The following is a 26,147-nucleotide window of genomic DNA, read 5'->3' on the forward strand; positions in this document are numbered from 1 at the left end:
TGCCGTGAAAGATGCCTGCAGCCTATCGCAGAAAGACACCCCTGGGGACATTGAGCATATCTCAGTGTCCCCAGGGGGTGTGTCTTGTTATGGCTATACTAACGTTTCCTTATAGTAATCAATGACATTCGTCCGGCGAAAGCCGCACGATTCATACAGACCGAGCGCGCGCTCGTTGCTGACGGCTACCTCCAGCTGGAAGCGCGCGATGTTCGACTCGCGCCGCAACCGCTCGATCGTCCCGGCAAGAGCGGCCCGCCCTAATCCATGGCCCCGCTCCTCCGGGCGCATACAGAAGCCATAGATGAACGCCTCATCTCCCTCAAGCAGTACGCCAAGCTTGCCGACGGCTCGGCCGCCGCTCTCAATGATGTACGTCGCTTCCTGCGGCGATAGCGCTGCCGTCGCCAAGTCACCCGCTTCCTGTTCCGGCAGGTCGAAGCCGACCCGGTTCAGTTCAGCCAACACGGTCACATCATCAGGCCTGGCTTCGCGCAAATCGATTTCCCGCTGTTGCCCGCTTGGCAGCGGCGCATCAGCAGCATCTTTCCGCTCCATCACGTATTCGGAGAACGCATACGGCACCCCGCGCCGCTGCAGAAAAGCAACGCCGGAAGCGGAATTACGCGAGCAGATGTAAATAACCGCCTTCGGCCCCCGCCGAGACAACTGTTCAAGCGCTTCTCCCAGCATGCTCGTGAACAATCCTTGCCGCAACCTACCACACCATTCATCATAAGAAAAAAACAATCTACTGGCTTATACTTGATAAATATATTATACAAAGCAACATATTAATCCTCCTGAATTGGACCGTTTGCCAGCAAAACTAAGAAAATGAATGCGTTGACTCTATTTCACCCATTTTACGTGCTGGTTTAACCTTCAATGTTTGCAGCGGTTATTTGTATAACCATCCGCAAGTTCGTATAATTAGTTCAAATGAACTCTAAAATCTAATATAAAGGGATGAGACAAAGTAATATGGGCATAGGATTTAATCTATTCATGGTTGCCATACTCATTGTGTTGACCGCCTTTTTCGTCGCTACGGAATTTGCGATTGTAAAGCTCCGTTCCAGTCGTGTGGATCAGCTCGTGCTGGAAGGACGAAAAAATGCATTGGCCGTTCAACGCGTAACCAGCAACTTGGATGGATATTTGTCGGCATGTCAGTTGGGTATCACCATTACAGCCTTGGGACTAGGCTGGTTAGGAGAGCCTACAGTAGAAGCCATGCTGCGCCCCCTCTTTGACAAATGGCACATTCAAAGCGACATCAGCCATGTCATGTCGTTCTTAATCGCATTTATTTCGGTCACATTCCTGCATGTCGTTATCGGCGAGCTTGCTCCCAAGACAGTGGCGATTCAGAAGGCGGAAGCAATCAGCTTGGCGACGGCCAAACCGATTATATATTTTCACAAAATGATGTATCCTTTCATATGGCTCCTCAATGGTTCCGCCAATTTGCTTGTTCGCCTGTTCGGATTCAAGCCGGTTAAGGAGCATGAAGAAGCCCATTCGGAAGAAGAAATTCAGATCATCCTGTCGGAAAGCTATCAAAGCGGAAAAATCAACAACACCGAGTATGGTTATGTGAGCCGGATTTTCGCTTTTGATGAATTGCTGGCCAAAGAAATCATGGTGCCTCGCACAGACATGATATGTTTATATACCAATAATTCTTTGCAGGAGAATTTGAGCATTATCCGCAAAGAACAATATACCCGTTTTCCGGTCGCTACCAACAGTAAAGATCATATCGTAGGCATGATCAACACCAAGCAGCTCTTTTTGGAGTACGACAACAATCCAGACTTTGATTTCAAGAAGCTGGTGTACCCGATTTTGACAGTCCCCGAGGTCATTCCGATCAAGTCGCTGTTGAAGCAAATGCAGCAAAAACGGGTACATATCGCCCTGCTGGTAGATGAATTCGGAGGGACATCCGGCTTGATTACGATCGAAGACATTCTCGAGGAAATTGTCGGAGAAATACGGGACGAATTCGATACCAATGAACGAAAAGACATCGAGAAGCTGGCTGAGAACTGTTACTTAATCGACGGCAAGGTGAATCTGCACGAATTCTGCAATCTTACCGGAATCATTATTGAAAATAAAGAGGTAGATACCATCGGAGGCTGGGTATTCAGTGAGTTCCTCGATCTTCAGCTGGGCAAAGAAATTCAATATGAGCATATTAAAATCATTATTCGCGGCATGAGCAAAAACCGGATTCGCAAACTTGAAGTCATCGTTGAAGACAATGAACCTGCGCCAAAATGCGAGGAGGAACCCGAGGAACAACACTGCTCCATTCATTAATGCACAACACAACCTTCAAAACCGAATGTGTGGGAAAATATTGCAATCAGAGGGCATCCGGTTCGGATGCCCTCTATTTTGTGCCCTGGCTGCTAAGCGGGGAGGCGGTCACTTTTTGAATAGGAATGAGTATGTCAAACGCCTGGCTTAACGAAGTGTCTGCATAGCTTGGTTTACTGGGATCGGCACTTGCAAATCCAATTGCAAAAGGACGCTGTTTTCAATGCAGCTCCTCCTAATAGACAATGATGATTACACCTTATTTGACGCTAGCTCGCTAGCGCCTTTCAGTATTGCAAAGTCAGTGTCATAGAAGCTAGTGACCTTTTGTCATTTATCAGTTTGTCTTAGAGCAGCCCGGTTTCCAATGCCTTGCTTACGGCCTCTTCTCGATTGCGCACGCCCAGCTTGACATACAACGTTGAAGCATAGTTCCTTACCGTACCGTCTGACAAGTATAGTTTCGAGGCGATGGTTTTGTAACGCAAACCTGTGGACAGGAGCTGTAAAATTTCTAATTCCCGTGTCGTCAGGCCATACTCTTTTATTTCCGTGTTCGCCTCGGCAGGCTTGATCTCATTCCGATGCGTTTCAAGTTCATCAAGCAGCTTATTTGAAATGTCTTGATCGATCAGCATTCCCCCGCGATATACGAGACGGATCGTTTCCGCCAGTTCGCGCGGGTGCATAGATTTGAGCAGATAACTATCCGCTCCGCTTTGCAGAACTTCAATGGCTTTTTCGGTTTCTTGAAACGCGGTCAAGATCTGTCCTTCCCCACTTTGGTATCATCTAACAGAATCCGCTGAAAAAGCGGTTGGATCATTGGCAAAGAGCCTCTAAATGATGCAGGACTACAGATTTAAGCACGTCCGAAGTAACACGGCCAGGCTGCATGACAGCGTGCACGGCCAGGCCGTCAATAAGCGCATACAAGCGCTCCGATTCAATCTCCCGGTTAAGATCGGGACGCGCCAAGCCGGAATCAACAAGGAGGTCTATACTTTGTGACATAGCCGCTCTAAGCTCATCGTACACTTCATTGCTTAAGGATTGAAGAGCCGGATCGACGAGCGCTTTGGCCGTAAAGTTAAACCACACCTCCATTTCTGCGCTTCGCTCTTCATCTCTCGGCAATAATTCATATAAGAGCAATTGAATGTCTTCGAAAGGCACCCCCGTAAATTCAGTGCTTCTGATTCGGGCTTTCACCCGATCGGATACCAGCTTCATGGAGAAGGCCAGCAGCTCGGATTGGGTCGAGAAATAATGCCGCATCGAACCTGCCGATATTCCGGCTTCCGCGGCAATGGTGCGGACAGATGCGCGCTCCAATCCATCCCGGCGGATAACCCGCCAGGCGGCTTCCGCAAGTTTTTCTTTTCTTTCTTCATGATCCACAATTTTAGGCATGAGCTCAGTATAACAGATATTGTCTTTTTAATACAATCGTGCTAAATTAAATAACACAGTTGTATTAAATAAGGAGTGGGAGCATGATCGGATGGTTGATTTTAGCTTGTGAAATCGGTTTTTGGGTGTTTATCTTATTGGGGTTGTTCGCAAGATACCGGCTGCGTCAGCGAACATTGGGAACTGTGTTGCTGTTGTGCACTCCGCTTATCGATATATTGCTCATCGTATTTACCGTTGTCGATCTGAGAAACGGAGCAGCCGCCACTGCCTTTCACGGCTTGGCGGCAGTATATGTCGGCGTGTCCATCGCATTCGGGAAGCGAATGATCCAATGGGCGGACGAACGATTCGCGCATTTGTTCGCAGGCGGTTCCCGCCCTCTGTCTTCTTCCGTCAAGCATGGCGCACAGCACGCCAAACAGGAGCGGGCCGGCTGGTATCGGCATGTGCTCGCGTGGGCAATCGGCAGCTTATTACTGTTCGGCATCATATACAGCGTGGGAAATGCAAATCAAACAGAAAGCTTGTTGAAAACGGCGCAGATGTGGACGGCAATTTTAATAATCGACTTTATTTGGAGCTTCAGCTATACGCTGTGGCCGCGCAAAAGCTAGAAATGGCAAGCTCAGGACGATCGCTCCGGCAGGTTCGAAGGAAATAGGAAAGGATGCGCAAAATGAACCGAATACAATTGCTCGACATATGGAGAGGGTTCGCCATAATTGGCACGCTCGGCACGAACATATGGCTGTTCGCTCATCTCGGTAATTTGGAAGCCATATTCCCCCCTTCATCCCAACATTGGTGGTTGTCTCTGGACACCATCATTTCAACTATCGTATTGTTTCTCGTTAACGGCAAGTTCCTCGGCATGCTGACCATGATGTTCGGCGTAGGGTTGGAAATGAAGCGGAGGAAGGCGGAACGGCTTGGAACATCTTGGCCTGGTATCTATTTATGGACATCATTCCTGCTGCTTGCGGACGGCTTGCTGCATTATTTTCTCGTCATGGAGTTCGATATTTTGATGAGCTACGCCGTTACGGCCATCATCGTATCATTCGTTGTGAACCGGACTCGGAAGACGATTATTCGCGTCATGCTGTTGGCCGGAATCGTGCATTCGTTCATGATAATCTCCGCTTTTGTGTTAATTGCCTCGGCGAATGTCACTGTGTCCACCGGAGACGCGTTCAAGAGTGTCATACTGCTATTTCAAACAGGCACGTGGTTCGAACAAATCTGTTACCGATTCGAAGCATTTTGGATGTACCGCTTCGAGTCGATCGTGATACTGCCTATGAATGTGTTTCTCTTCTTGTGTGGCGTCCTCTTGTTCCGTTCCGGCGCGTTCGCTGCGGACACGAATGGGCAAGCCATCCGCCGCAAGATGCTGCGTTGGGGGTTGGGGCTGGGAATTCCGCTGAACATGCTCATATTTGTTCCGGGTCTCTCGTTTGATATTCCGGTTCGCTATTTATTTGCGCCCGTGCTGTCACTCGGTTATATGGCGATCATTGCGAAAGTGATGGAGCTGAGCAAGTGTGGCTGGTTGTTATCCCGCTTGGAGGAAGTCGGAAAGACAGCCCTATCCTGCTATATGCTGCAAAACATTCTCGCTTCCGTTATTTTCTATGGCTGGGGATTCGGCTTCGGCACAACCTCTGGTTCGTCGGTATTTACCATTTTCATGTGGGGACTTATATCGGTTCTAATGATGGTATTCGCTCATCTCTGGCTTCGTAAATTCACCGCAGGTCCGATAGAATGGGCTTGGCGGCGGCTGTCAGAACTGCCTGTGGAACGGGAACGCTCTCTAAGCGGGTAGATGCACGGTGCCGAGGCTCTCTTTCTCCTAAAAAAGATGGCTCCTGACGAATCAGGAGCCATCTTTCAACAGGCTTGCCGCAGATTCCATGAATCCTTCGGCCCAGCGGGAAAAAGAAAGGTCATTGTCCCAAGTTGCTTGATTGGTTGCTTTGGCACATCCCCACACCAATATCCGGCGATGAAGCATATGGACTCTGAAGCGTTCCATGAAGGACTCTTTCGTGTCAGTGCCGGCGAGATAATGAGAGAGGAACTGCCTTGCCAGCTCTTTTTCCCCGTTCTCTACATACCATTCGGTCATTCGGGGCAAGTCCGCAGCTCCATCACCGAAATAGGAATTGGTAAAGTCAAACACGCCGCTTACTTGCCACCTATCCGCATGCTGCTGCAACAGGAAGTTCTCTGGTTTATAATCGCCCATAACAAAACATGGAGCGGGCAATTCATCAAATGCGGCAGCCGAGCTTGCCAACACATCTTCAACCCATTCCATATCTTCGCCTGTAATTACGGAATACTTCTTAGCGTCATCGAGCCAATATCGAACGGTGTTATACAACCATGTTTTGTAGGAGCCTTCAAAGGGGCGCACCATGTGATTATCGGGATTGAACTCGCCGTATTGTTCCACTTTCCAGCTATGTAACTCGACTAAGGTTGCGGCCAGTAATTGCGCGATTTCTTTGTTATCTTCTGCGTGAAGGCTTGCTTGCAATTGCGGCGCGTTCAGATGTATGCCGGAAAGGCGGGGCATCAAGGAATAGCTCCAGCCGAAAATGTCATCCGAGTCGTCGATCAAATAGGGAGCGGGAACAGCCGCATTCGTCCGTGTGGCCAAGTGCTCTACAAAGAATTTTTCCTCTCTGAATTGCCCCTGAAAAATGGGATTCCCTTTCAAAACATACTCGCCTGCAGAAGATGTGATGAACATGGTCTGGCCCATCACGCCGTGTGCTGTTTTTTCCGCGGAAACTAGCTTCCCGAGATCGAACCGATCAAGCATGAGCTGTAATTGCTCGTCCGTGATTTCCCCCAATTGATTAGAGGCAAAATATATTTTAACAGTCAATGTGCTCTCTCCCCCGGAATTCCTGTCAAGCAAAATCTCCGCTTCGAATCAGCTCCGCTCTCGAGGAGCTATAGGGCAACAAAGCGTCCTTGACAACATTTGCGATTGGTTGAACATGATCAAAGAGAAAAAAGTGTCCTCCTTGAAATTCATGGAGTCTGCACGATGTGGACGTATGGGTTTCCCATCCCTGCACTTCATTGACAAAGGATTCGCCGCTCCCGTACAAAACACTGAGATCCGTGTTCAACTTTTCCGCTTTCTCCTCATATTCGTATTGCTCTATAATCATGAAATCATTGCGTAGAATAGGAAGATATAAATCGATTAATTCCTTATGTTCAAAAAACTCTTGCGGCGTCCCTTCCAGTTCTTCAATTTCTTTCAGAAATTGTTCTTCTGGCAGGTCGTGAATGGGCTTATCCTTCTTCCTCAGGCGGGGAGCGCTGCTGCCTGAGCAGAATAAATGAACCGGCAGCGGATGTCCCTGCTGGCGCATATAATGGCACAGCTCATACACAATAATCGCCCCCATGCTGTGCCCCCACAGAGCATATGAACCGTCATCGACATGCGGAATAATCTGTTCTGCTACATCTTCGACGGCAGCACGAATCGACTTATAGAAGGGGGCCCCAAACCGTCTGCCCCTGCCTGACAATTCCAATGGCACTAACTCTACAGCATCACCCATGACATGTTTCCACGGGTTGTATATCATTGCAGAGCCTCCTGCATATGGAACGCAAAATAGCTTTACTATACTCATGACACACTCCTATCGATACCGATGTGAAATTTGCCGTTGCTGCACGGCATCTGTTCCGGTTCGCTATATCATCAATCATACTAAATAGGGGATGTCGAAGTAAGGTGGATTTTGTAAATTTACAAACGATTATGTTTCCGGCGAGTTTGATTACAAGGTTTGTCCGCTGTCCACGGTGATGATTTGGCCTGTCATCGATTCTTGTTCCAGCACCGAACAGATGAGATGAGCGATATCCTCCGGTGTCGAAATGCGCTGCAGCAGCAGATTGCTGCTCAATCGGTTCATCTTCTCTTCCCGTCCTGCCCACCACCTTGTCGCGACGGCTCCAGGCGCCACGCTGCAGACTCTGATTTCCGGCGCCAGAGCGCGGGCCAACGATTTCGTCAGACCATGCACCGCGGCCTTGGATACGGCATATGGAAGCGAAGAGCCTGCCCCTGCCAATCCCGCAATGCTGCCCACGTTGACAATGGCGCCGCCTTTATTTTCCTTCATGAAGGGAGCAACAGCCCGTGCGCAGTAGAACATGCCTTTGACATTAACCGCATACAGCTCATCCCATACCTCTTCCGTTGCCGCTTCCAGATCATCCAGCGGAATGTGCCGGGTGATGCTTGCGTTGTTGACGAGCAAATCAACCGTTCCGAATTGATGGACAATCTGCCCGACCATGTTCCGCACTTCCCCGTCCCGGGAGACATCGGCTTGTATGGCTATTGCGCGCCCGCCTTCGTTTTCAATCAGTTGCGCCGTCTCCTCCGCCTCTGCTTTTGAACGCGAATAATTCACGGCTACGATTGCCCCCCGCCGAGCCAATTCGATGCACGCAGCCTTGCCTATCCCTGTTCCTCCGCCGGTAACGAGAACCACTTTGTTTTTCAAATCCATCTCAATCACTCCTTTTCCGTTGTTGCGCCAACTTCCTCTTGCGGCGCGAGCTGGGCAATACCGTTCCCGAACGACCAATTCCATGTGCCCGTCTCCGTCACAATAATCATGACATCCTGCTTGCGAATTTCCAAGGCTGCGTGCAGCCGTTCGGCGATGCGCGCATATAAAGCCCGCTTCTTCGCAAGCGTTCGGCCTTTCATCGTTATTTGAATGTAGATCATGTCTTCCGTGCGGTTGATATTCAAGTAGTTCGGGTCATAAAAAAATTCATTTTCTCCATGCTGGGTAATCACTTGAAAGTAATCATCTTCAGGCACGTCGATGGTTTCGATCATGGCGCGATGAATAGTCTGGCTGATATTGCGGAGTTCTGTCCCTGATCTGCCTGTGCGAAGGTCGATTCGTACAAACGGCATATGTGATTCCCCCTCGTGCGGCTTATTAGTACTGCTATTGTATATCTCAATAATCGTTTTGTATAATTGAATTAATCGAATCAATAATTCAATATTATTGAACCATGGAGGTTAACATGGATCTTAAAGCATTAAAGACCTTTCATAGGATCGTGGCACTCGGAAGCTTTAACCGCGCAGCCGCAGAACTGAATTATGCCCAGTCCACCGTCACGGTGCAAATCCAAAAGCTAGAGTCGGAATTGGGAGTTCAGTTGATTGAACGGGGTAAAAGTTTTCAGCTGACCGAAGCAGGCCGATTGTTCCATCAACAAAGTACGCATATTGTAAAGGATATAGAACATCTGGAAGCCACAATGTCGGATATGTTAGTGGGGGAAGCCGGAAATATTCGTGTAGGGGCGGTAGAACCTATCGCCAGTTGCCAGTTGCCCGGCATATTGGACAGCTTCTTATCCAAATATCCGAAGATCCGCATCTCGGTGGACATTGCGAATACATCTGATTTAAGCGAGCGGCTTCTAAAGGGGGAGCTTGACTTGGCACTCTGTTCGAGACAGGACATCGGAACCGCCCTTTACTTCGAACCGTTATTTTCAGAGGAGCTTGTATTTCTAGTTCCAGAGCGGCACCCGCTCGCAAACAATCCGACGCTCTCTTTCGAGGACATTACACATCATCGCATGCTTCTTACATCCAAAAATTGCTTGTATCGCAAAAAAATCGAAATCGCGCTGCAGGAGCTATGCGAAAATCAAGTGGAAACGATGGAAATCAGCAGTATGGCTGCCATGAAACACTATGTCGAGAGCGGTCTAGGCATCGCGCTAGTTCCCAAAAGTATCACATCCCCGCAGCTATCGGGTGTGGTCGCCCGCCAAATAAATGGCACCCGGATCAGCATCACTTTTGGCATGCTCTGCAAGGCTGCCGATTATCCATTGAAGCTGGCTTGTGCAAAGCTGTATGAGTGTCTCAAGCAAGAACTTGCCGGCCCGGCGGATACAACGGCATAAGAGGGGCGGAAGCTCTGTTCAGCCGTTGCTGTCGGCAATCCGATCGTCCCCCACATCACATCCTGAATCATTCAAGCTGCTGAGAAGTGCGGGTCATGGATACGCTTGACTCTCTCACGATGAGGCGAGGTTCGAATTGAACCCGCTCGTAAACTCCCTTTTTTTGCTCCATAATCCGGTTCAACAACAGTTCAGTAGCCACTCTTGCCACTTCCGCCCCCATAATCGAGACGGAGCTGAGTTTCGGCGTCGTAATCGTGCCCCACAGTATATTATCGATGCCAACGACAGCGATATCTTCAGGCACGCGGATGCCTAATTCTTTGAACCGGTTGGCCAATCCGATTGCGATCATGTCGTTCCCCGCATAAATAGCGTCAGGCATATTCGCAAGCCCGGCAAAGTAATCGGCTGCCTTCATTCCCGTCTGCAACGAGAAATCATCTCCGAAATAGACCAATGAGATATCGACATGCGGCAAGGCATCTTCATAAGCGAAAAACCTCTCCTCGATAATATCTTTGGGAGCGCCTGCATAAGCGATTCTAGTTCGGCCAATGTTAAGCAAATGCTCCATGACTAGTTTGCCTTCTTGAGCGGACATGCTTACGATGTCCGCCTTGATATCGGACTCTAATTTTTTTCCGTAATTGATGACGGATATGGGGGTACTGGATTTGTTAATCCAGTCCTTGAGTGTCTTCGGGTAGGCAAGCGGCAGCAAAATGAGTCCATCCACATGAAGCTTCTTTACTTCCTTCAAAATTTCCAGCTCCGCTCTTGCATTTCCCAACGTATTAATTTGAACGATGCGATAGCCATAGTGTTTGGCGGCTTGTTCGACAGCATATGCGATTTCCGGAACAAACGCGTTGCGAATATCCGGAACGGCTAGCGCAATTTGCTTGGTTTGCCGCACTTTTAAGCTTTGGGCAGAAGTATTGGGAATGAATCCAAGTTCTTCAACGGCTGCCATCACTTTGGCCTTTGTTTTCGCGCTGATGCCATCCGCATCATTAATCGCTCTGGATACAGTCGCGATGCCAACTCCCGCTTTTTCGGCCACGTCTTCAATCGTAACTTTTTTATGAACCATTCCGAATATCCCTCCCGCCTAATATGGAATTGCTTCCATTTTTATATTGTGAACAAATCAAGGACATCATACCACATAACACCCATTATTCATTATATTTTCACGATGATACAAATCAGATTTGACTTTATGGCGACATTGTGACATATTTAATATCGGAAACGTTTCCAGTATGCTCTATCAATTTCCATGATTTCATAATATCCTTATCACTTGTTTTCTACACTTCCAGGGAGATGATAGCAATGAAGGCATTGAGATGGCATGGCGTAAAAGACCTGCGTTTGGAGAATATTGACGAACCAACCGCTCTCAAAGGCAAAGTGAAAATAAAAGTCGAATGGTGCGGAATCTGCGGCAGCGACTTACATGAATATACAGCAGGGCCGATCTTTATTCCGGGAGGCGCCCCTCATCCTATTACGGGAGAGCAGGCGCCTATTGTTATGGGACATGAATTTTCGGGGCAAGTCGTGGAAGTCGGCGAAGGCGTGACGAAGGTTCAACCAGGCGACCGGGTTGTTGTCGAGCCGATATACTCATGCGGTGAATGTGAGGCCTGCAAGCAAGGAAAATATAATCTTTGCGGCACAATGGGCTTCCTTGGCCTGGCTGGGGGCGGCGGCGGATTTTCCGAGTTCGTGGCTGCAGAAGAATATATGGTGCACAAAATCCCCGAGAGTGTGTCTTATGAGCAAGGCGCTCTTGTGGAGCCCTCTGCGGTTGCACTGCATGCAGTCCGCCAAAGCAAGCTGAAAGTAGGCGATCGGGCAGTCGTATTCGGTACCGGACCGATCGGCCTGTTAGTCATTGAGGCATTAAAAGCATCCGGCGCAGCGGAAATCTATGCCGTCGAGCTATCTGAACAACGCAAACAAAAAGCAGAGGAGCTCGGAGCCATTGTCCTCGACCCTTCCAAGGTTGATGTTGTGCAAGAAATTCATGAACGGACCAATGGCGGAGCAGATGTCGCTTATGAGGTCACTGGCGTTCCCCCTGTGTTAACGGATGCGATCAATTCCACCAGAATTGGCGGCGAAGTGATGATTGTAAGTATTTTCGAAAAAGAGGCGGCCATTAAGCCGAACACCATTGTAACGAAGGAACGGACCATGAAGGGGATTATCGGTTACCGTGATGTATTCCCGGCGGTTATCAGCTTGATGGAAAAAGGGTATTTCCCTGCCGATAAACTCGTGACGAAGCGGATCAAGCTTGATCAGGTTGTGGAAGAAGGCTTTGAAACCCTCTTACAAGAAAAAAACCAAGTCAAAATTTTGGTCAAAGCGGAATAAAAAGCAAAAGTCGGATTTCTGTAAGAGCGGAAATCCGACTTTCTTTATTTCACAAGTTCCATATTGACATACCTGCTCGTGAGCACAAGCGCATTCGTTGTCCGCGCCATGCTCTGATCCCCCTCTCTTGCGTTCTTATTTGACTGCGCCTGATGCAATACCCTTAATAATGTATTTTTGTGCCAACATATAAAAAATGACAACTGGAATAATTGTTAACGTTAATCCCGCCATCGCCTGATTCCATACAATGGTGAACTCTCCGAAGAAATAGAAGGTCGACAACGGAATCGTGCGCAGACCTTTGTCGGCCAATGTTAATGACGGAAGAAGGTAGTCATTCCACAGCGCGATCACATTCAATATGGCAACCGTTATCGTAATGTTTTTCAGCATTGGAAATACGATTCGCCAAAAGACGCCGAATTTGCCGCAGCCGTCGATCGTCGCCGCTTCCTCCAAATCAATCGGAATCGATTTGATAAAGCCGTGATACAGGAAAACGGCCATACCCGAAGCAAATCCTACGTTCATATAGATTAAGCCTTCATGCGTATTCAGCATTGCAAGATGCAGATTGGTGCGAATCCAGTCCATCACCTGCATCAAGGGCATCATCAAGGTTTGGAAAGGAATCAGCATCGTCGCAACCAACGTCATAAAGATGATTTTACTTAGCTTATTGTCGGATCTTACGAGCATCCATGCCGTCATCGAAGCCAATACGATGATGAGCAAGACAGAAACAATCGTTACATATAAAGAGTTGCCGATAGCCGTGAAGAAGTTCATTTTTTGCATGGCTTCTTTATAGAATTGAAAGCTGAAGGAAGTAGGGAAGGCCAGCGCATTTTCATATAGTTCCGCACGGTTTTTGAAAGAGTTGACCACCATCATATATATCGGCGAGAGGAATATGACGGCAAGGACGAGAAGCAATATTTCGAGTAATAGCCTGCTTGGTTTTCTCATTAATATTGCACCTCTCTCTTTTTCGTCATAACAACTTGAGTCAAGGTGAATACAGCTACCACGAGAAAGAATATAACAGCCTTGGCTTGACCCAGCCCGTAATTGCCATAGGCGAATATTTCATTGTAAATATTCATTGCAAACATTTCCGTAGCGTTATTAGGTCCCCCTCTAGTCAGAGACAAGTTGACGTCGTAAATTTTGAATGCGCCAGACAGCGTCAAAAAGAGACAGATGGTGAAAGCAGGCATAAGCAGCGGTAAGGTAATCTTGGTCAATCTATGCCACACATTCGCTCCATCCACCTTGGCCGCTTCAACAAGCTCATCTGGAATCCCTTGGAGACCGGCAATATAGATAATCATCGTATAGCCAGCCACCTGCCAAGTAAAGACGATTACGATTGCGTATAAGGAGAACTGAGGATCAAGCAGCCAGTTGAAGAATATGCCGTCCAGCCCTGTTGATTGCCCTAAATAACCAAACACATCGGTAAAAATAAATTGCCATATATATCCAAGTATTAAACCGCCGATAAGGTTAGGCATAAAGAACAACGTTCTCGCCACATTTCTTACACGCAGCTTGGTGGTCACGAACAGCGAAAATGCAAGTCCCAACACATTGACGGATATTACCGCCATCACGGTAAACTTTACGGTGTGCCATGCGGATGAGAGAAATCGCTCGTCTTTAAACAATTGAAGAAAGTTGTCAAAACCAACGAACACTTTCGGATTAGCAGGAATGCCATCCCATTTCACGAAGGAATAGGCAATACCGAATAGAAACGGTATGATGACAACAGTTGTAAAGATAAAGAGCAAGGGGAACGTAAATAATACGAACCAAAGCTTATCCTTTCTCTTCTTCACATCCATCCCCTTCTTTCAAGTAAGGTTCAAGTATTCACAAGAAACAAAAGAAAAACAAAAAGCCTAGCGCTCTAATGCATGCAACCTTAAAGGTTAGGCTTTTGTTTTATCATTTTGAAAGATATAGGTTTATTTTGACGCTTTTGCCCACACTTCGTCGAGCTTCTGCAGGAACTGCTCACCCGTCATGTCCTTGCTCAGGAAGTACTCTTGTGCAGCAGGCGCCAAATCGTTCATAATGATGCCGGCCGGGAAATAGTTATTGGCTGTCGGAATCGTTTTACCATTCTTTGTTGCTTCATACACCGCTTTAGACAATGGATCGAGATCGCCTGCTTCTATATTTGTCATTGCAGGAATGAATTGAAAATCATTAACAATCGCGTTTTTGCCAGTTTCACTGTTGAACAGCCAGTCCAGGAAGGCATTAGCCGCTTTGATTTCATCTGCATCCGCTGTTCCATTAATTACCCAGTTGCTTGCTACGCCGACTGTGAGCTTATCGTTGCCTGCCAACGGGAACGGCATCATACCGATTTTCGAACCAAAATCCCCGTAATCCTTCAGCATGGAGTAGCTCCAGTTGCCTTGATGAATCATCGCTGTTTTACCTGTTGCAAAATCCCCCATTTGGGTGTCATATTTGATTTCCATCGGATTTTTCGCATACGCTCTGATGGCATCCATAAATTTCGCGAACTCCTGGAACTCTTTTGTCTCCGACATCTTCACTTCGCCGTTGTTCAGTTTCTCAATGTAGTCTTGATAATCCGGTTGTAATGCAAATGGAGTATTGATTATATGTCCAATTAAGAAGTATCCCTCTTGTGATAGAGCAAGACCGTTTATACCTTCCGCTTTGAACTTCTCAAGAGTCTTGGTGAAAGAGTCAAGGTTCGTCACATCCGCCGGATCAACCATCTCCTTGTTGTAGACCAGACCGTATCCCTCTACGCCATAAGGAACGCCTACAATTTTTCCACTAATCTCTAACGCCATATTAGGAGCAATGTTCTTCACATATTCCTCATTGCTCATATCATAAAAGTAGGATTTAAACTTTTCTGCTTCCGTACCCGTTCCGATGCTGAAAATAGATGGCCCCTGATTGCTGGTAAGCTTCATTTGCAATTGAGTCCCGTAGTTGTCGCCGGCAGCTCCCCATACTTCAGCTTCGTTACCGGTTTCCTCTGTATATTTGTTTACTAAATTTTCCAACTTTTCCGTGATTTCAACCTTCGATTGGAAGATGGTGATTTTTTTTAATTTTTCTTGGCCTGATGAATCCGTAGAAGAACTGGAACTGCCGCTTTCAGAACTTCCACAGCCGATCAAGGTTGCGACTAGAGCCATCACGGTCAATAGACTTAATACATGTTTACCTTTTTTACCTTTTCTCAATTTTCACGCCTCCCCAATAAGTATATGCATTTATGTAGTAAAGCGCTTTCAAAAATATCTTATTGGGTTTTTCTTCACATGTCAACAAAAAATGAATACGTTTTCATAAATTATTGATAAAAAACTCATAAAATTTCACTTGTTTTTTAATAAAAATTCGTATTTTTTTACTTGCTTCACGGATTTTCTCCACTGAATGGTTGCGCTTAGCTTAACTGGTTCCCTGCTCGTTGCACCCTTTATCATGGCCAACAACTCTTTGGCCGCCAGATACCCGCTTTCATAGCGAGGGATCGCAATGGTGGTTAATCCCGCCATTATCGCTGCATCGGAATTGTCGAACCCTGCAACCGAAATATCTTCCGGCACTCTGATGTTGTTTTCCTCAAATGCTTTCATCGCCCCAATGGCCATATTATCATTCGCACACACCAGCACCTCAGGCATCACATTGCTTAAGATCATAATCTTGGCTGCCTGATAGCCGCTGTTCTCCGTATAATCACCGTGGAAATAATTCCTTCTGTCAAATGTTACGTCATTATTTGCCAAAGTATCCAAAAACCCAGCAAAGCGCTCTTTATGATCCAAGGTAAATTCCACACCGCCAATGAACCCAAACTGTTTATATCCATTGTCAACCAAAGCCTGCACCATCTCACACATTACCGGATAGTTATCAACGATTACGCTTTTGGTATTGGCGTATTCTTCTTCAATCAGTCTGTCCATCAGGACAATAGGAAAATGAGGCGTTGCAAAAGAGATTAAATCATCATCGGTCATATTGCGATCTAAGCTGATGATTCCGCTCGCAATATTGCCGCGTATCAAATTAGCGCTGGACTTATTCGTGCATATTACTAAATCATATCCATTTTCTAAGAGGCAATGGTTAATCCCTTTTATGATTTGCAAATAATAGTCACGGTCAAAGTCACTGAATACAAACATGATCGTATTGCTTTTACTTGCTTTGTTCGATGAATTTGGAAAGTACCCCTTTTCATTGCAAATCTTCAACACTCGTTCCCTTGTCGCTTGTCCTACATTTTTGCGACCGTTCAGTACATTGGACACGGTTGAAACCGAGACCTCTGCGAGCTTGGCTATTTCCTTCAACCCACTGATCATGTGGATCCTCCTTCAGTGATGGATATGATCTTAATATAGCATGAAATGTAAAAAGTCTATATTATATCCGTACGTGATGGTTGGAAATGGAGTCAATACAACCGCCCAAATCCTGAATGACCAGCAAATTCCGCAAAAAAAAACCGGAGGAACAGTCTGTTCCATCCGGTCTATCCAGAAAGGCAATCCATCTATTTATCTTTTAGTCCGTTATAGATGATATCCGCGTTCGATTCAATCATCTTCATATACGTATCCCCAGCTTCGCCTGGCTTGCCGAGCGAATCCGTGAATATCGTTCCGGCAATCGGAACTCCCGTTTCTGAAGAAACAGTTTCCATGCTTCTCGCATCGACGCTCGTCTCGACAAACAATGCTTTGACGTCATGACTGCGAATAATATCGATAATCGACTTCAATTGTTCCGGAGTCCCTTCATCGTGGGAATTGATCTCCCAAATATAATAAGCATCGAAGCCGTAAGCGTTGGAGAAATATTTAAAGGCTCCTTCGCTGCTGACCAAGATTCGCTTTTCTTTAGGGAGCTCATTCATTTTTTGCTTCACGGACTCATGCAATTTTTTTAATTGCTCAATATATGCGTTTGCATTTTTTTCATAGGTTTCCTTATGATCGGGATCGACTTGAATCAACGCTTTCATTACATTTTCGGTATAAATGATGCCATTCTCCACATCCAGCCACGCGTGCGGATCTTCCTCGCCTTCGTGTCCCCCCGATTTCAAGTACATTGGCTGGACTCCTTCACTTACTTTGAAGACCGGTGCGTTTTCTCCCGTTTTCCCGGCAGTCTCAATCATTTTCTCAAACCAGCCGTCCCCCGTTTCCAGGTTCAGCCCGTTATAGAAGACAAGGTCGGCATCGGTTGTCTTCTTCACATCTTCAGGAAGCGGATCGTACTGATGGGGATCGGACCCGATTGGCGCCAGACTATGGACATCCAGCCGATCGCCGCCTACATTTTTAACAATGTCATAGATGATGGAGTAAGTTGTAATAACCTGCAATTTTTCTTTATCGTTCGATTCCGAAGCCTTCTCGGTCACAGGTTGTCCTCCGCAAGCGGCAAGCGCGAGCATGGAAATCGCCATAACCACGGTAAGAAGCAAATTTCTTTTTTTCATTGTTCAAGCGCACAGATCGTATGGAGAACCAATGATCTGCGCTCCCTCCTTTTCCCTATACATAATTAGTAATTGACTGCGGTTTTTTGTTTGCGGCTTTTTAACGAGCGCCATAGCACGCCTTGTTTTGGTGAAAACATGAATGCCAAAAACAACAGGACCGTCGCTACCAGAACAATGGTTGCTCCTGAAGCCAAGTTAAAGCGGAAGCTGATATACAGCCCGAGAACTGCGGAAAGCGCCCCGCACCCTGCGGCAATAAACAGCATTTTCCATAATCGGTCCGTTAATAAGTAAGCAGTGGACGCTGGCGTTATCAACATGGCCACCACGAGCACGATTCCCACCGTTTGCAAAGAAGCTACCGTTACCATCGTAAGCAGCGTCATCAAAAAATAATGAATCAATTTGTTAGGCAACCCATAAGATTGGGACATCGTCGGGTCAAATGAGCTGACGAGCAGTTCTTTATAAAATACAACTACAGCTATCAGCACTAAGGCGCCAATTCCAAAAGTCATCCACATATCAGAAGGCCTTACAGCCAGCACATTACCGAACAATATGTCGTATAAGTCGGTGCTGCTTTTGAGAATCGTTATCAGTATAATGCCTAAAGCAAACGCCGACGTAAACATAATCCCGATGGAAGAATCGTTCTTGATTTTACTGTTCTGACTAATATAGCCGATTCCAATCGCCGTCAAGACACCGGTCAGCACCGCTCCGAAAAAATAATTGACTCCAAAAAGATACGATAAAGCGACGCCCGGAAGAACGGCATGAGAAATGGCGTCCCCCATGAGAGCCATGCCCCGCAAAATAATAAAGCAACCAATGACGCCGCAAATAACGCCGACCATAATCGATGTGACTAACGCCTTTTGCAAGAAGCCATACTGCATAATTGCCTCGAAGAAATTCATGCGCCCGTCACCACCATATCTCTTAAAAATGAAAGCTGTCCTCCGTATGCTTGGGCGATCATCTTCGGATTCATCACTTCTTCTACGGTGCCGTAACGAACAAGATCTTTATTCAACAGCACCAATTCATCAAAATACTCGTCCGATTTGCTCAAGTCATGATGCACGACGAGTACGGTTTTACCGCTGTCACGCAACTCTTTCAAAATTTGTATAATTGTTTCTTCGCTGGAAATATCAATTCCGACGAACGGCTCGTCAAGAAAAAAGATTTCCGTTTCCTGCGCAAGCGCCCGGGCCAAGAAAACACGCTGCTGCTGCCCGCCGGAGAGCTCGCCAATTTGCCGCTCTGCAAAAGCTTCCATCCCAACCTTCTCCAGGCACTCATGCGCCCACATCCTTTCTCTTTTCTTCGGCCGATGGAAGACTCCAAGCTTTGGATAAGTACCCAGCAGCACCGTCTCCAATACCGAAATCGGGAAGTCCCAATCAATATTGCTTCGCTGCGGCACATAAGCAATCTGCTTGCGAACCTGCTCCACTTCCTGACCTAAAATCGTCACTTCTCCTTTGTCGCGCGGAATCAATTTCAACAATGATTTTAAAAGTGTGGATTTCCCCGCTCCATTCGGCCCGATGATGCCAACAAGGCTCTGCTTCTCAATCGAAAAGCTGATATCTCGTAACGCTTGACTCCCGTAGTAGGACACATATAGATCTTTCACTGTTAAAGCACAAGACATATCTAGTTCTCCTTTCTCCAAATCCGTTACTTATACTTTACCTAAGGAAATAATTTTAATCAAGTTAAACTTTTTTGCCCTAGGGAAAAATATAATACATATGGCTTTGTAAGTTGCATATAGTGCTAAAAAAAGCTGACTCCTGTTGAGTACAGGAAATCAGCTTGGTCAATGTATAAATCAACATTTTATCACAAAGTGGCTGGTTGAATTTACTTCTTGATGCTGCCCGGTGTTATCCCCCAATATCTGCGGAAAATTTTAGTGAAATAGCTGATATCCCGGTACCCTATCATAGAGGCCGCATCATACACTCTAGCCCCGTTCATCAAAGCGGCCTTCGCCCGCTCCATCTTCCGTTCCAGCACATACGAAGTAAAGGACATGCCTGTTTCTTGCTTGAATAAACGGCTTAAATAAGAAGCGTTCACGTAAAAGCGATCGGCTAGCGTATGCAAGGTGAATTCTTGTTCCACTTCCGTCTCCAACAGCTCTAAAATAGCTTCTACGGTTCTGTGAGTCACTTTTCTGTCGTGACAATGAGAGTAGGACACAATGCTTTTCACGGCGCTGCGCAAAACATCATACATGCGGTCCGGGATTGTGAGCGATTGCAAATTATAAAGATAAGCAAAATCCGTGCCGGTGACTTCTTGAATGGACCATCCGCGTTTCCGTATAAAAAGCGCCAGCACACCCGTAATATATAACATGTGCTCCATGATTGACTCATAGGAAGCAGAGTTGTTCTTCGAAGCCTCCCACATATTCGAAATCATATGCATGGCAAGCTCTTCGTCTGCTGTTTCCAAAGCCATCTCGAGCTGCTTGTCATCATGTGCATGATGAGGATGAACCATCCCATCGATCTGCTGCGGCTCGTGATAAGGGATTGCGATTCCGCCGCCGTAGACTGCACGATTTTGCAGCGCTTTTTTCGCTTGAACATATAACGGCTGCAATTCATGGAGCCTGCCAGCATCCCCGCTTATTCCTGCACTTACAGATATATCGAGGCATTGTTTGATATTTCTAAGCAGCTTTTCCATCGTGGTGTGAATGGCAAACAACTCTTGGCGGACATCTACCTTACCCGGGATCTTTCCTATGACAATGGTCGAGCCATTCTCATCTTTACATAGATAATAATCGGAGTCAGACAGTAATTCACGAATCAAATGGATTAGCTTGTTCGCATCCAAGCCGCCTTCAGCAATGCGGCTAGCAGGTTCGTCTACATCTATAATGATTAAGGCATAGCTGGAATGCAAGTCCATCTCTAGCTTTAACGACTTCATGCAATGTTCAATCTCTTCAAGTCCGTAATGTCCATGCACCAAGTTCTTATAAAAATGTTGATGAAGGATAGGCAGGTATTGTGTCCATTGTTCCTGAAGCATGACACGGTTGCTCCGTTCGATGAACTCGGCATGGATGCATTGTGCCGCGTCACGCACGGACTGAAGGATGAGGCTTTCGCCCGCTGGCTTGAGCAAATATTTATATACGCCCAGTTCGATCGCCGCCTGAGCATATTTAAAATTATCATGACCGCTCAAAATAATGATCTTGATATGCGGATATTCACGGGTAACTTCGCGCGCCAAGGTGAGTCCATCCATTTCAGGCATTTGGATATCCATCAGCAAGATGTCTGGTTGCTTTTGCTTAATTTGTATGAAAGCCTCCGTTCCATTACACGCCGTCCCCACCATTTCAATAGCATGCTTGTCCCATGGCATATGTGATAAATTTTCCAGCAATCTGGTTTCGTCTTCCGCAATAAGAAGATTCACATCGCTCTCCCCTTATTCAGTTGTTTTGGTTTGTGCAATTCTCAATAGGCAATAGAAGCGTCACCGTTGTTCCGACGCCCAATTCACTTTGGAATATGATTTGCGCAGGATCGCCATAGAACATCTTGACCCGGGAGAAGACGTTGCTTAAGCCATATAATTCTTTATCTGCCGTTTCCAAAAAAGACAGGGGCGTCGTTTTGCCGGCGATTTCGCTCAGGACTTGATGAATAGACTGAATTCGTTCTTCGCTTATGCCTGCTCCGTTATCTTGTACAGTAAGAATTAACTTCCCTGACTCCACAACACTCGAAATGGTCAACACTCCCCCGTGCCGTTTTTGTTCCAGCCCATGAATAACCGCATTTTCCACTAACGGTTGCAGGAGCAGCTTGAGTACGGGGATTGATTTCGATTCTTCCTGCACCTTATATATAACTTGGAAGCTGTCCAAGAACCTAATCTGCTGGATGCGAATGTAGTAATCCAGATGTGTCATCGTTTCATCTACCGTGAATGTATCCTGGCCTTTATGAAGACTTAGCCGGAAGAAGTGGGATAGATTCAATACCATCTCGCTTATCTCTTCAGCTTCATAGTTCTGGGCCGTCCAATATATAGAATCCAATGTATTGTATAAGAAATGCGGGTTAATCTGAGATTGAAGAAAGGTAAGCTCCGTTCGCGCTATACGAAGCTGTTGTTCATAGTGATCTTGAATCAGATGTTTTTGATGTTTGACCATTTGATTGTATCCGTTCATGAGATATCCGAATTCGTCTTTTCTTCCGGTGTCCAACTGAATGTTGTAATTTCCTTCGATAAGTCCTTTCATTGCATCTTTTAATTGCCATAAAGGCGATGCGATCCGATTATAAATTCCCCACGAGATAAATAAGGCCAGCATAAAGCTGCTCGCTATAATTAAATAAGTATAATGCCGCATCGTCTTCGTTTCCGCATAAATCTCATCAATCGGCAAAAAGATCTCCAGCGTCCATGGATACCGGGCAGATTCTACACTCACTCCCAGCCTGTCAGCCTCCTCGATAGATACGCTTTGAATACGGTCTGAGGGTGACAGGATTGCATGACCATCCCTGCCCCGCAACACAACGCTAGTGTGAGCAGAAGCTAATAATGGTTTCAGAATAGCTGTGAGTTTGTTTTTATGTAAGGTGACAATCAATAAATTTGGTTTCCTCTCGATGTTGTACAGATCCATGGTCCGTGTGAACGAGATCGTATCGCTATCAATCAGCTGCCCAAATGAATGGTTTCCCCCTATTTTCTGTTCGGGCATCATTAACTCCGTACCGCTATCTAAATGAGCTGCCAAACTTGCAAGCCATTTCCGTTCCTCGGTTCCCCCGATGCGGCGCCCCCCGAACTTCGTGGACAGCATCGTATGGGTCCCTGCATGATAAATGGATATTTGGGAGACCATCTGGCTGACCGCTGTAACGTTCCATAGCTCCTCAAGCAATTCACTATACTGTACGATGGTTTGCGGAGACAACTCATTTTCGTTTACTTCCAAGCTTTCGATTATCTTTTTATTCGTCGCGATCAGGTTGGTTAGCACTTCACTATTTTGCAAGGTCAATTCAAGATTAACCATTACGGACTCGAGCTTCTGCCGGGTCTGCTCTGTTGCTTGTTTCACAATAATTTGATTCGCCTGGTTGTTCACGTATAAGCTGACGACAACTAGAGGAAGAAGCACGATGAAGAAATAGGTGGTTAGGCGAATATGCGAGCTTTGCAGGAACTTATTGTATAAGCGTATGAACAATTTCATCGTTCGCCCTCATGCGGATGGGCTTTGTACCATTCATTCACTTCTTTCGTAACCTGGCTCCCTCCATTTTGTTTCCATTGCTGCGTATAGGCATCGAATGATTCCAAAGGAGCTACACCGAGTACGATTTTTACAAACAATTCTCGCGACCCGGCAAGTTCACCCCATTTTTTCAGCATCGCAGGCGTAGGCGAACCCAAAAATGCGTCGTGTATGGCATGCCTTTCAACCCTTTGGATGTTGTCATACAAACGATACTGTTTCCCATAGGAGTCGACGCGGGATCGAAGCATCTTCCGATCGTCCACATTCACTAACGCAGAATAGATCCCTCTATATACATGCTTATCATGCTCGGCAAAATCACTGATGATTTCTCCGTCTTTTCGATTCCAGACCTGCTGCTCGAATCCAAAGACTAAGGATGTCAGTCCCTTGCCCGCGATAAAATTCAAAAAGCGAATCACCTCACCGGCGTGAAGGCTTTCCTTGGGAACCACCTGATATCCGTAAATCGTCTTTCCGTTAACCCCCTGCTCACCGTTCTTTCCAATTGGATATTCCAGAGGAATCCACTTGGCTTTCGGGTCTTTTTTCATATTTTGGGCTATCGCGCCGCGCGTATCATACCAAGCGGCGGAGAATAGGCCGACTTTCCCCTCCGCGATTTTCTCTAACATGGTCTTTCTTGTGTGGAGCGGAAAATCTGGATCGATCCATTTCTGTTTATATAATTCCGCCAAAAAGGATAACGCTTCTTTCGTTTCCGGCAAAATGTCCGCATAGACGAGCTCTCCGCGACGTTCAGTCCATTGATCCAATTGAACTCCATGTGCGCCAAAGAAAGGAGAAGAATGCTCAAGATTTGCCATCATCGTAAAGCCGAAGGTGTCGTTCTTGCCGTTGCCATCCGGATCGCGCTCCGTAAACGCTTGAATAACCTTCTTGTAATCTTCAAGCGTTACTGGCTGCGGGAGCTTCAAATTGTCCAACCAGTCTTGTCGGATGTACATCAGTTCGTTTCCATGAACTAAATTAACACTCGGGATCGCATAAATATGACCGTCGATTGTTACTTGATCCCATACCTCTTTAGGTATGACTCGCTTTAAGTCCGAGCCGTATTTTTCAATCCAACCCTCAAGCGGCATTAACTTATTCTGAGCGACATAGCGGAAGAACTGAATTTTAGAATAAACACTGAGCATATCCGGAAGGTTCGCATCGGAAGAAAGTAAGGCGTGAACGGTGTTCCCATAGCTCGTTACAGGCGGTAAATAGACATCTACATTTACACCGGTTTGTTCTTCTATGTATGTTAAGTAAGGATTATGATTCTCATCCAAGCCATCCGGGAAAGGAAAACTCAAACCATTGATAACGATGGAAATCGTATTTTTCTCTTGTGAACTCGTTTCTTTGGAGTGCTCGGGAAAAAACAGAAAACTCAAAAACACAAATGCAAACAAGTAAATAAGCAAAAATAGTTTATTTGCCATTTTACTGATCCATAACATAGTAAGGATCGCCCTTTCGGTTATTAGACGTGCGTGATACAGATATAAACTGATCGTGTTAAACGAAATGATCCCTATTGGCGAGCGGCTCCCCGACTTGATTCGATACCCTGTGACATCTCAAAGTATAATATACGTTCTCAATCGCTTACAATACTATTCAATCAATTAATTGAAATATATGGATTACACGGATAAACGTCAGCTTGGATAGGCATATCTATGAATAATTCCTGCCATTTCCAGCTCTTTTAATTGCTCCGCAAGCATTTTATGGTTAATGCCGGTTATACTATTTTCAGTTTACCGATACTTGAAAATTTTTTTCTTGGATTTTTCTTCATTTATAAAATAAACTATTATATGTATAATCATGGGCATGGGATTATTTCCCTTTTTTTCCCTTAAAGAATGGAGGCCAAAGACCTGGATATAGCAGCAAGTCAGTTTTAATCTCCGAATACTATATTTCTCTTCTTCTACATATTTAGAATATAACAAACAGTCCTATTCGCATGAATAATAGGACTGTTTGTTTATGCTCTATCGTTCGATGAAAATTTTACTATTTTCAATCGTGATTTCAGAGGGCAGGTTAATCATATTCCATAAGAACAACCGCTTTGCGTGTGAGCATATGGAGCGGTTGTTCCTTCTTTGTCATACCGCAACCTCTTCTACCCGCCAATATAGGACATGTTTATTTTTTTTCGCTGTTTCGCCGTCTGTTCGGTACGTTCATCCGAATAGCGGTCATTCCGCTTCTCCCACAAATCGCGAATAGCGGCCAGGATTTCATGGTCCGCCACACCTCCGCGAATCAGTTCCCGCAAGTCAAATCCCTGCGAAGCGAACAGACAGGTATAAAATTTCCCCTCCGATGACAACCGCGCACGCGTACAGGTCGAACAGAACGATTCCGATACGGAGGTAATAAAGCCAATCTCGGCTTTACAGTCTGTATATTGATAACGTTGTGCAACCTCCCCATAGTAATGGGGCTCTAAAGGTTGCAGGTCGTAGGCAGCGCACAATCGTTGATAAATCTCCTTTTTGGTGACAACACGCTCAAAGCTCCAGTCATTGTCGTTCCCCACATCCATGAATTCAATAAAACAGAGCGTGATTCCCTGCTCTTTGAAATAGGCTGCCATAGGCAGGATTTCTTGATCGTTCACGCCTTTTTGCACAACCATGTTCACTTTAATATGGAACCCTATTTTTCTCGCATGTTCAATATTTTCCAATATAGCAGCCGGTTTAATCCCGCGCCCATTCATATGTGCGAAAAGCTCCGGCTCCAGCGCATCCAAGCTAATGTTCAATCTGCGCAGACCCTTATCATATAATTGCTGGGCGTACTGGTTCAGGAGAAGACCATTGGTAGTCAATCCGATATCCTCGATCCCGTCAATATGAACAAGCATCTCGACTAATTCCGGTAAATTGCTTCGCAATAAGGGTTCGCCGCCAGTTAAACGAATCTTCTTCACACCGAGAGAAGCGAATAGTCGAGCCACGCGATGGATCTCTTCAAAGGTCAGCAGCTCATTTTTCGGCAAGAACATAAAGTCATAACCGAAAACTTCCTTCGGCATGCAATATGTGCAGCGAAAATTGCAGCGATCGGTGACTGAAATGCGCAAATCGCGTATCGGTCGGTGCAACTGATCACGCATGGGTTCTATGGTCATATTACAGCCTC

At 46.1% G+C, this 26,147-nt stretch carries 24 protein-coding genes and 1 pseudogene; 5 read left to right on the top strand and 20 right to left on the bottom strand.

Translation table 11 applies throughout. The features are described from left to right. Nucleotides 1-93: 93 nt before the first annotated feature. Entirely contained in the window at nt 94-717 is a 624-nt protein-coding gene (locus JSQ80_RS07005) for a GNAT family N-acetyltransferase (protein ID WP_206094840.1), read from the bottom strand. A 267-nt stretch (nt 718-984) separates the two neighbouring features. Between JSQ80_RS07005 and JSQ80_RS07010 the strand changes: the two genes are divergently transcribed. After that, nucleotides 985-2,331: a hemolysin family protein gene (locus JSQ80_RS07010; protein WP_206094841.1), complete on the top strand. Its 1,347-nt coding sequence runs from the start codon at nt 985-987 to the stop codon at nt 2,329-2,331. Between the two features lie 347 nt (nt 2,332-2,678). Here the strand turns inward: JSQ80_RS07010 and JSQ80_RS07015 are convergent. After that, a pseudogene (locus tag JSQ80_RS07015) lies at nt 2,679-3,098 on the bottom strand (response regulator transcription factor); the annotation flags it as partial. A gap of 55 nt (nt 3,099-3,153) precedes the next feature. After that, complete coding sequence (locus JSQ80_RS07020) at nt 3,154-3,744, bottom strand: TetR/AcrR family transcriptional regulator (protein ID WP_206094842.1); 591 nt, start codon at nt 3,742-3,744, stop codon at nt 3,154-3,156. Between the two features lie 83 nt (nt 3,745-3,827). Here JSQ80_RS07020 and JSQ80_RS07025 point away from each other — a divergent pair, with 83 nt between their 5' ends. Both JSQ80_RS07025 and JSQ80_RS07030 read left to right on the top strand, forming a co-directional pair. Next, nucleotides 3,828-4,361, top strand: a complete 534-nt coding sequence (locus JSQ80_RS07025) for a hypothetical protein (protein ID WP_206094843.1) — start codon at nt 3,828-3,830, stop codon at nt 4,359-4,361. A gap of 62 nt (nt 4,362-4,423) precedes the next feature. After that, complete coding sequence (locus JSQ80_RS07030; protein WP_206094844.1) at nt 4,424-5,575, top strand: DUF418 domain-containing protein; 1,152 nt, start codon at nt 4,424-4,426, stop codon at nt 5,573-5,575. A 51-nt stretch (nt 5,576-5,626) separates the two neighbouring features. On the opposite strand, the gene JSQ80_RS07035 is transcribed toward JSQ80_RS07030, so the two are convergent. From JSQ80_RS07035 to JSQ80_RS07050, 4 genes are all read right to left on the bottom strand, one after another. Further along, nucleotides 5,627-6,646, bottom strand: coding sequence for a phosphotransferase family protein (locus JSQ80_RS07035; RefSeq protein ID WP_206094845.1), 1,020 nt, complete (start codon nt 6,644-6,646; stop codon nt 5,627-5,629). Nucleotides 6,647-6,671: 25 nt separating this feature from the next. Next, nucleotides 6,672-7,415 (bottom strand): thioesterase II family protein, encoded by a 744-nt coding sequence (locus JSQ80_RS07040; protein ID WP_272491090.1) that lies wholly within the window; start codon nt 7,413-7,415, stop codon nt 6,672-6,674. Nucleotides 7,416-7,565: 150 nt separating this feature from the next. After that, on the bottom strand, nt 7,566-8,306 hold the full coding sequence (locus JSQ80_RS07045; protein ID WP_206094847.1) for an SDR family NAD(P)-dependent oxidoreductase: 741 nt from the start codon (nt 8,304-8,306) through the stop codon (nt 7,566-7,568). 5 nt (nt 8,307-8,311) lie between these two features. Next, entirely contained in the window at nt 8,312-8,725 is a 414-nt protein-coding gene (locus tag JSQ80_RS07050) for a tautomerase family protein (protein ID WP_206094848.1), read from the bottom strand. Nucleotides 8,726-8,841: 116 nt separating this feature from the next. On the opposite strand from JSQ80_RS07050, the gene JSQ80_RS07055 reads away from it, so the two are divergent. Next, nucleotides 8,842-9,741 carry a LysR family transcriptional regulator gene (locus JSQ80_RS07055; RefSeq protein WP_206094849.1) on the top strand — a complete coding sequence of 300 codons (900 nt, stop codon included), beginning with the start codon at nt 8,842-8,844 and terminating at the stop codon, nt 9,739-9,741. Nucleotides 9,742-9,808: 67 nt separating this feature from the next. Here the strand turns inward: JSQ80_RS07055 and JSQ80_RS07060 are convergent, their stop codons facing one another. After that, nucleotides 9,809-10,837, bottom strand: coding sequence for a LacI family DNA-binding transcriptional regulator (locus JSQ80_RS07060; RefSeq protein WP_206094850.1), 1,029 nt, complete (start codon nt 10,835-10,837; stop codon nt 9,809-9,811). A 245-nt stretch (nt 10,838-11,082) separates the two neighbouring features. Between JSQ80_RS07060 and JSQ80_RS07065 the strand changes: the two genes are divergently transcribed. Next, complete coding sequence (locus JSQ80_RS07065) at nt 11,083-12,132, top strand: 2,3-butanediol dehydrogenase (RefSeq protein WP_087431901.1); 1,050 nt, start codon at nt 11,083-11,085, stop codon at nt 12,130-12,132. A gap of 135 nt (nt 12,133-12,267) precedes the next feature. Here JSQ80_RS07065 and JSQ80_RS07070 read toward each other — a convergent pair whose 3' ends face one another. The 12 genes from JSQ80_RS07070 to moaA all read right to left on the bottom strand — a co-directional run bounded on the left by JSQ80_RS07070 (nt 12,268) and on the right by moaA (nt 26,136). Further along, nucleotides 12,268-13,104, bottom strand: a complete 837-nt coding sequence (locus tag JSQ80_RS07070) for a carbohydrate ABC transporter permease (protein ID WP_206094851.1) — start codon at nt 13,102-13,104, stop codon at nt 12,268-12,270. Then, nucleotides 13,104-13,979, bottom strand: coding sequence for an ABC transporter permease subunit (locus JSQ80_RS07075; protein ID WP_206094852.1), 876 nt, complete (start codon nt 13,977-13,979; stop codon nt 13,104-13,106). Before JSQ80_RS07075 ends, JSQ80_RS07070 begins: the two co-directional genes overlap by 1 nt. A gap of 129 nt (nt 13,980-14,108) precedes the next feature. Then, nucleotides 14,109-15,332, bottom strand: a complete 1,224-nt coding sequence (locus tag JSQ80_RS07080) for an ABC transporter substrate-binding protein (RefSeq protein WP_206097506.1) — start codon at nt 15,330-15,332, stop codon at nt 14,109-14,111. Between the two features lie 183 nt (nt 15,333-15,515). Next, entirely contained in the window at nt 15,516-16,514 is a 999-nt protein-coding gene (locus JSQ80_RS07085) for a LacI family DNA-binding transcriptional regulator (RefSeq protein ID WP_206094853.1), read from the bottom strand. Nucleotides 16,515-16,705: 191 nt separating this feature from the next. Then, nucleotides 16,706-17,659, bottom strand: coding sequence for a metal ABC transporter substrate-binding protein (locus tag JSQ80_RS07090; protein WP_206094854.1), 954 nt, complete (start codon nt 17,657-17,659; stop codon nt 16,706-16,708). Between the two features lie 65 nt (nt 17,660-17,724). Continuing rightward, nucleotides 17,725-18,585 carry a metal ABC transporter permease gene (locus JSQ80_RS07095; protein WP_206094855.1) on the bottom strand — a complete coding sequence of 287 codons (861 nt, stop codon included), beginning with the start codon at nt 18,583-18,585 and terminating at the stop codon, nt 17,725-17,727. Next, entirely contained in the window at nt 18,582-19,328 is a 747-nt protein-coding gene (locus tag JSQ80_RS07100; RefSeq protein WP_206094856.1) for a metal ABC transporter ATP-binding protein, read from the bottom strand. The genes JSQ80_RS07095 and JSQ80_RS07100 overlap by 4 nt, the downstream gene beginning before the upstream one ends. 212 nt (nt 19,329-19,540) lie before the next feature. Continuing rightward, on the bottom strand, nt 19,541-21,124 hold the full coding sequence (locus tag JSQ80_RS07105) for a response regulator (RefSeq protein WP_206094857.1): 1,584 nt from the start codon (nt 21,122-21,124) through the stop codon (nt 19,541-19,543). A 16-nt stretch (nt 21,125-21,140) separates the two neighbouring features. Next, a complete protein-coding gene (locus tag JSQ80_RS07110; protein ID WP_206094858.1) occupies nt 21,141-22,925 on the bottom strand; it encodes a sensor histidine kinase in 1,785 nt (594 codons plus the stop codon). Then, entirely contained in the window at nt 22,922-24,424 is a 1,503-nt protein-coding gene (locus JSQ80_RS07115) for an extracellular solute-binding protein (RefSeq protein WP_240463583.1), read from the bottom strand. The genes JSQ80_RS07110 and JSQ80_RS07115 overlap by 4 nt, the downstream gene beginning before the upstream one ends. 219 nt (nt 24,425-24,643) lie before the next feature. Further along, a complete protein-coding gene (locus JSQ80_RS07120) occupies nt 24,644-24,733 on the bottom strand; it encodes a winged helix-turn-helix transcriptional regulator (RefSeq protein ID WP_254912076.1) in 90 nt (29 codons plus the stop codon). Between the two features lie 386 nt (nt 24,734-25,119). Continuing rightward, complete coding sequence (gene moaA / locus JSQ80_RS07125) at nt 25,120-26,136, bottom strand: GTP 3',8-cyclase MoaA (protein WP_206094860.1); 1,017 nt, start codon at nt 26,134-26,136, stop codon at nt 25,120-25,122. Nucleotides 26,137-26,147 lie beyond the last annotated feature (11 nt).

This window comes from Paenibacillus apiarius (assembly GCF_017052585.1).
GTDB lineage: Bacteria > Bacillota > Bacilli > Paenibacillales > Paenibacillaceae > Paenibacillus_B > Paenibacillus_B apiarius.